Origin of the sequence: Ramlibacter sp., from assembly GCF_013697775.1 — a bacterium.
Lineage (GTDB): Bacteria > Pseudomonadota > Gammaproteobacteria > Burkholderiales > Burkholderiaceae_C > Ramlibacter.
In genome coordinates, this window is record NZ_JACCWG010000211.1 from 1 (window position 1) to 6,005 (window position 6,005).

Consider the following 6,005-nt stretch of genomic DNA (forward strand, 5'->3'; position numbering starts at 1 on the left):
TGCGCTCTTCGGGATACGCCGGGTCCAGCGGCACGTACGCGCCGCCTGCCTTCAGGATGCCCAGCAGTGCAACGACCACATCGAGCCCGCGCTCCATGCACACGCCCACCAGCACTTCCGGCCCGACGCCCTCCCCGCGCAGCCAGTGCGCCAGCTGGTTCGCTCTTGCGTTCAGCTCCGCGTACGTGAGCGACGCCTCTTCGAACGCCACCGCCACCGCATCCGGCGTGCGCCCCACCTGCAGCTCCACACGCCGCACCATGTCCAGTTCGCGCGCGTACGGCAGCGCCGTCGCGTTCCATTCCACCAGCAGCTGCTTGCGTTCTTCGGCCGGCAGCACGTCCACTTGGCCAATCGGCGCTTCAGGCTGCGATTCCAGTGCGTCGACGATGCCGCGCAGCGCCGCCAGCATGTATCCGCAGATGCGCTGCGGCGCCACCGTGCCGGCGGCCACCTGGGCGACCAGGCCGAAGCCCTCGCCGAGGTCGTCGACCATCAGCGCCAGCGGATAGTTGGTGCGCTCCTCGGTCTCCAGCACACGCGCCTGCAGGCCGTGTTCGGCCGCGGCCACGCCGTCTTGCGGCAGGTCGTGCCGGTAGTTCAACAGGGCGGTAAACAGCGGCACCTGCGCCGGCAGCGCGCTGCAGCGCTGCGCCAGGGCGAGCGGCGCATGCTCGTGCACCAGCAGCGCGGACAAGGCCTGGTGCGCCTGCAGCAGGCCGACGCGCACGCCCTGCACGCCCAGGCAGATGCGGATCGGCAGCGTGTTGATGAAGGGGCCCAGCGCTTGGCCCGCGTCCGCGCCGCCCTGCATGCGGCCGAACAGCACGGTGCCGAACACCACGTCGGACGTTCGGCCGCAGCCGCGCGCCAGCACCTGCGCCCAGGCCAGGTGCATCAGGCTGGCGGCGCTCACGCCCGCCTTGCGCGCCTGCGCGCGCACGCGGCGCGCCAGGTCCTCGTCCAGCGCCACGCGCGCCTGGACGATGTCCATGCCGGCGTCCTGCGTCGCGGCCAAACCGAACGGCGCCGTCGGCTCTTCCACGTCGCCCAACTGCGCCCTGAAGAACGCCTCGTGCTCGGCCTGCGGCATGCGCCGTGCGCTGGCCACGTAGTTGCGAAACGGCACCGGCGCGGCCAGCAGCTCGCGCTGTCCCGCCAGGATGATTTGCACCTGCGCCACCAGCAGCCGCATCGACGCGGCGTCGTGGACCAGGTGGTGGAACAGCACCTGCAGCAGCCAGCGCCCGTTCGACGCATCCTGCGCGGCGGTGCAGTGCAAAAGCGGCACGCGGCACAGGTCGAGCTTGTCGCGGCGCGGATCGTGGCGCGCGCGCAGCTGCGCGGCCACGTCGCCCTCGGCCGGCGAGAGCGCCAGCACGTCGACGTCGATGCGCGCGCGGCGCCACACCACCTGCACCGGCTGGCGCAGGCCTTCCCAGAGGAAGCCAGTGCGCAGGATGTCCTCGCGGTCGATGGCTTCCTGCAGCGCGCCAACGAAGCGGTCCAGTGCGTCGCGGCTGCCGAAGGCCAGCATGGCGCGCTGCAGGTAGGCGTCTCCCTCTTGCTGCATGCGGTGCAGGAACAGCAGGCCTTCCTGCAGCGGCGCTAGCGGGTAGATGTCCTGGATGTTGGCGGCGCCGCCGGGCACGCTGTCCACCACCGTCCTGATCTCGGCGGGCGTGAGCTGCACCAGCGGCAGCATGTCGGGCGTGAGGGTCTTGCTGCCGGGGCGGATGCGGTTCGGCGGCACGTCCACACGGTCCGGCGCGCCCGCGCGTGCGGCCAGCTCCGCCAGCGTGGCGGAGGCAAACACGCTGCGCACGTCGGCGGCGACGCCCTGGCGACGCAGCTGCTCGATCAGGTTCACAGCCAGCAGCGAATGCCCGCCGAGTGCGAAGAAGTTGTCGTTGCGCCCGACGCGCTCCACGCCGAGCAGCTGGCTCCAGGCGGTGGCAATCTTCTCCTCGGTGTCGCCCAGCGGCGCCTCGTAGGCCCTGCCGGCCTGTGCGCCTGCCTCGGGTGCGGGCAGCGCCTTGCGGTCGATCTTGCCGTTGGAAGTCAGCGGGAAGGCGTCCAGCAGCACGTAGTGCGCGGGCACCATGTAGTCGGGCAGGCGCGCCAGCAGCGGTTTGCGCAGGCTGGTTGCGTCCAGGGCTTCGCTGTCGGCAACCACGTAGGCCACCAGCCGCTTGTCGCCGGGTGCGTCTTCGCGTGCCAGCACCAGCGCTTCTCGCACGCCGGGCTGCACGGCCAGCGCCGCCTCAATCTCGCCAAGCTCGATGCGGAAGCCGCGAATCTTCACCTGGTGGTCCGCGCGGCCCAGGTAATCCAGCGTGCCGTCGGGCAGGTAGCGGGCCAGGTCGCCCGACTTGTACATGCGGGCACCGGGCTCGGGAGCGAACGGGTCGGGGATGAACCGTTCAGCCGTGAGTGCCGGGCGGTTGAGGTAGCCACGCGCCACGCCCGCGCCGCTGACGTACAGCTCGCCGGCCACGCCGACAGGCACCGGGTTCAGGAAGTCATCCAGCACATAGCAAGCAAGGTCGGCCAGCGGGCGGCCGATGGCGCCGGGCGCGGTGTCGTTGTTGTTGTCGTTGTCCTCCTCCAGCACGTGCCAGGTCACGTGCACGGTCGTTTCCGTGATGCCGTACATGTTGACCAGCCGCGGCGTGCCGTCGCCGTGCTTGGCGAACCAGGGCGCCAGCGCAGCGCGGTTGAGCGCTTCGCCGCCGAAGATCACGTGCTTGAGCGCGAGCTTCGCGTCCACGCCTTGGTCGGCTTGCATCAGCTGCTGGAAGGCCGACGGTGTCTGGTTCAGCACCGTGACGTTCTCTTGCACCAGCAATTGCAGGAACTGCTCGGGGCTGCGCGTGACCAGGTGCGGCACCACCACCAGCTTGCCGCCATGCAGCAGCGCGCCCCAGATCTCCCAGACGGAGAAGTCGAAGGCATAGCTGTGGAACAGCGTCCACACGTCGGCACTGTCGAAGCGGAACAGGTCCTGCGTGGAAGCCAGCAGCCGTGTGACGTTGGCGTGCGTGAGCTGCGCGCCTTTTGGAACGCCGGTGGAGCCGGAGGTGTAGATGACGTAGGCGAGGTTCTCCGCCGTGCCTAGCGAGACAGGATCGGTGGCCGGCTGCGATTGCAGCGACGGCTGCAGTTCGCGCAGCACGTCATCGGTCAGCACCAGCCGCGGCCTGGCGTCCGTCAGCATCCCCGCGATGCGTTCTTCTGGATAGCTCGGATCGATGGGCAGATAGGCGCCACCCGCCTTCAGCACCGCCAGCAGCACGACGATCAGCTCCAGGCCGCGCTCCATGCGCACGCCCACCAGCACGTCGGGGCCGACGCCCTGCGCACGCAGGTGATGCGCAAGCCGGTTCGCCCGTGCGTTCAGCTCGGCGTAGCTGAGGTGCGCGCCCCCGAAGCTCACCGCAACCGCATTCGCGCGCTCCTGTACCTGCTGCGCGAACAGCTGCGCGATCGTCCCGCCTTGCGGATAACTGACCCGCGGCGCATTCCACTCCACAACCACCTGCCGCTGTTCGTCCGTGTCCAGCAGCGGCAGTTGCATCACCCGCGCTTCGGGCCGCGCCACTGCCTGCTCCAGCAAGCGCACGAAATGCCGCACCAGCTGCGCGATGCTTGCGGGTTCGAACAGGTCGCTGTCGTACTCCAGCTTGCCGGCGAGAGCGCCCTGCTCCTGCGTCACCGTCAGCACCAGGTCGAATTTCGACGTGCCGTTGTGGATCGGCAGCTCCTCCAGCACCAGGCCGGGCAACTGCGCCTTGCCCAGCGGCGCGTTCTGCAGCACCAGCAGCGCCTGCACCAGCGGCGCATGGCCGCCGTGCCGCTGCGGATTCAGCACCTCGACCAGTTTTTCGAACGGCAGCTCCTGGTGCGCGAAAGCTTCCAGCGCCGTGTGCTTCACGCGGCGCAGCAGCGTGGCGAAGCTGTCGCCCGGTTCCAGCCCGATGCGCAGCACCAGCGTGTTGACGAAGAAGCCGATCAGCCCTTCGGTCTGGCTGCGGCCGCGGTTCGCCACGGCCGTGCCGAGGTTCACTTCCTGCTGGCCGGCATAGCGCGCCAGCAGCACCGCGAACACGGCCGACAGGCCCATGAACAGCGTGGCCTGCTGCGCCTGCACACAGGCCTTGACCTGGCGAGTGAGTTCGGTACCGATCGAGAAATCGTGGCGGCCACCGCGGTGCTGCTGCACGGCCGGACGCGGATGGTCCGTCGGCAACGTCAGCACGCTTGGCGCACCGGCCAGCTGCCGCGTCCAGTAAGACAGGTGTTTTTGCAGTTCCTCGCCTTGCAGCCGCTCGCGCTGCCAGCGCGCGTGGTCGGCGTACTGCATGGGCAGCGGCGGCAAGCTCGCTTCGCGGCCCTGCACGCGCGCCGCGTACAGCGCACCGAGTTCGCGCACCAGCACGCCCATGGACCAGCCGTCCGACACGATGTGGTGCAACGTGAGCAGCAGCACGTGCTCCTCGGCACTCCTGCGCAGCAACAGCGCGCGGATGAGGGGGCCGCGCCCCAGGTCGAAGGGCGCCCGCGCCTCGGCCTGCATGGCCTGGGCCGCCTCGTCCCGGCCGATGTCGCGCAGCGGCAGCTCGAGGTGCAGCTGCGCGTCGACGATCTGCCGCGCCGCGCCGCCGTCGTCCTTGCCGAAGCGCGTGCGCAGCGCGTCGTGCCGCGCGACGACGCCGTTCAGCGCATCCCGCAGCGCATCGCGGTCCAGCCGCCCGCGCAGACGCACCGCGACAGGAATGTTGTACGACGCATCACCCGGTTGGTACTGGTCCAGGAACCACAGCCGCTGCTGCGCGAACGACAAGGGGCTACCGCCTTGTTCTTCACTCCCTCTCCCGCCCGCGGGAGAGGGTTGGGGTGAGGGCTGCACGAGCGGAATGTCCTCCACGCTCGCCTCACCGCTCTGCACCAGTTCATCGATCTTCCCCGCCAACGCCCGCACCGTGGATGCCTCGAACAGCATTGCCAGCGTCAGCTCTACGCCAAAGCTGTCGCGCACGTGCGCGACGATCTGGCTGGCCAGCAGCGAGTGGCCGCCCAGCGAGAAGAATTCCGCCTCCACCGACACGCTGGACAAGCCCAGCAGTTCCTGCCAGATCTGCGCCAGCGCCGCTTCGGTCGGCGTGCCGGGCGCGACGTAGCCGGACGCGGCCTGCGCATCTTGCCCCTGGCCGCCTTCGCGCCATTCCCACACCGGCGCGAACGCGCCGTCCTGCAGCATGCGCCGACACTGCACGCGCTGGATCTTGCCGCTGGAGGTGCGCGGCAACTGCCCCGCCTTCACCAGCAGCACCGCCGCCAGCTCCGTGATGCCGTGGCGCTCGTACAGCGCCAGCCGCAGCTTGCCGACCAGTGCATCGGTGTCCGGCTTGCCGCGCGTCTCCAGCTCCTGCACGATCACCAGCCGCGCGTTGCCCGACTCTTCCTCGACCGAAAACGCGGCGCAGCCGTTGGCGCGGAAGGCGGGGTCCAGCGCCTCCACCGTCGCCTCGATGTCCTGCGGATAGACGTTCTCGCCGTTGAAGATCATCATCTCCTTCAGCCGGCCGCTCACATACAGGTGGCCGCCTTCGTCCAGGAAGCCGAGGTCGCCGGTGCGCAGGTAGCGCTGTCCGCCACCGGCGAGCGTGGCGCCGAACACCTGTTCGGTTTCTTCGTCCCGCCCCCAGTAGCCCGCGGCCACCGACGGACCACGCACCCAGATTTCGCCGACGGTGCCAACCGGCTGCGCGGTGTTCGCCTGCGTGTCGACGATGACGACTTCGCTGCCGGCAGTCGCCTCGCCCGCGCCCACCAATTCGATCGCTGCCAGTCCTTCACGCTCCACCACACGCGTGGACGCGATGGCATCCGGCTGCGCCTGCAGGCTCGCGCTCACCAGCAGCGTCGACTCCGCCAGGCCGTACGACGGCGTCACCACGTTCGGCTTGAGCCCGCACTGCGCGAACGCGTCCGCGAATTCGCGC

The 6,005-nt window shown here is 69.8% G+C and carries 1 protein-coding gene; it reads right to left on the reverse strand.

Annotation, left to right across the window (positions count from 1 at the left end; translation table 11 throughout):
• Positions 1-6,005: non-ribosomal peptide synthetase (locus tag H0U68_RS10555; RefSeq protein ID WP_296355325.1), on the reverse strand; the 6,005-nt coding region annotated here is incomplete at both ends.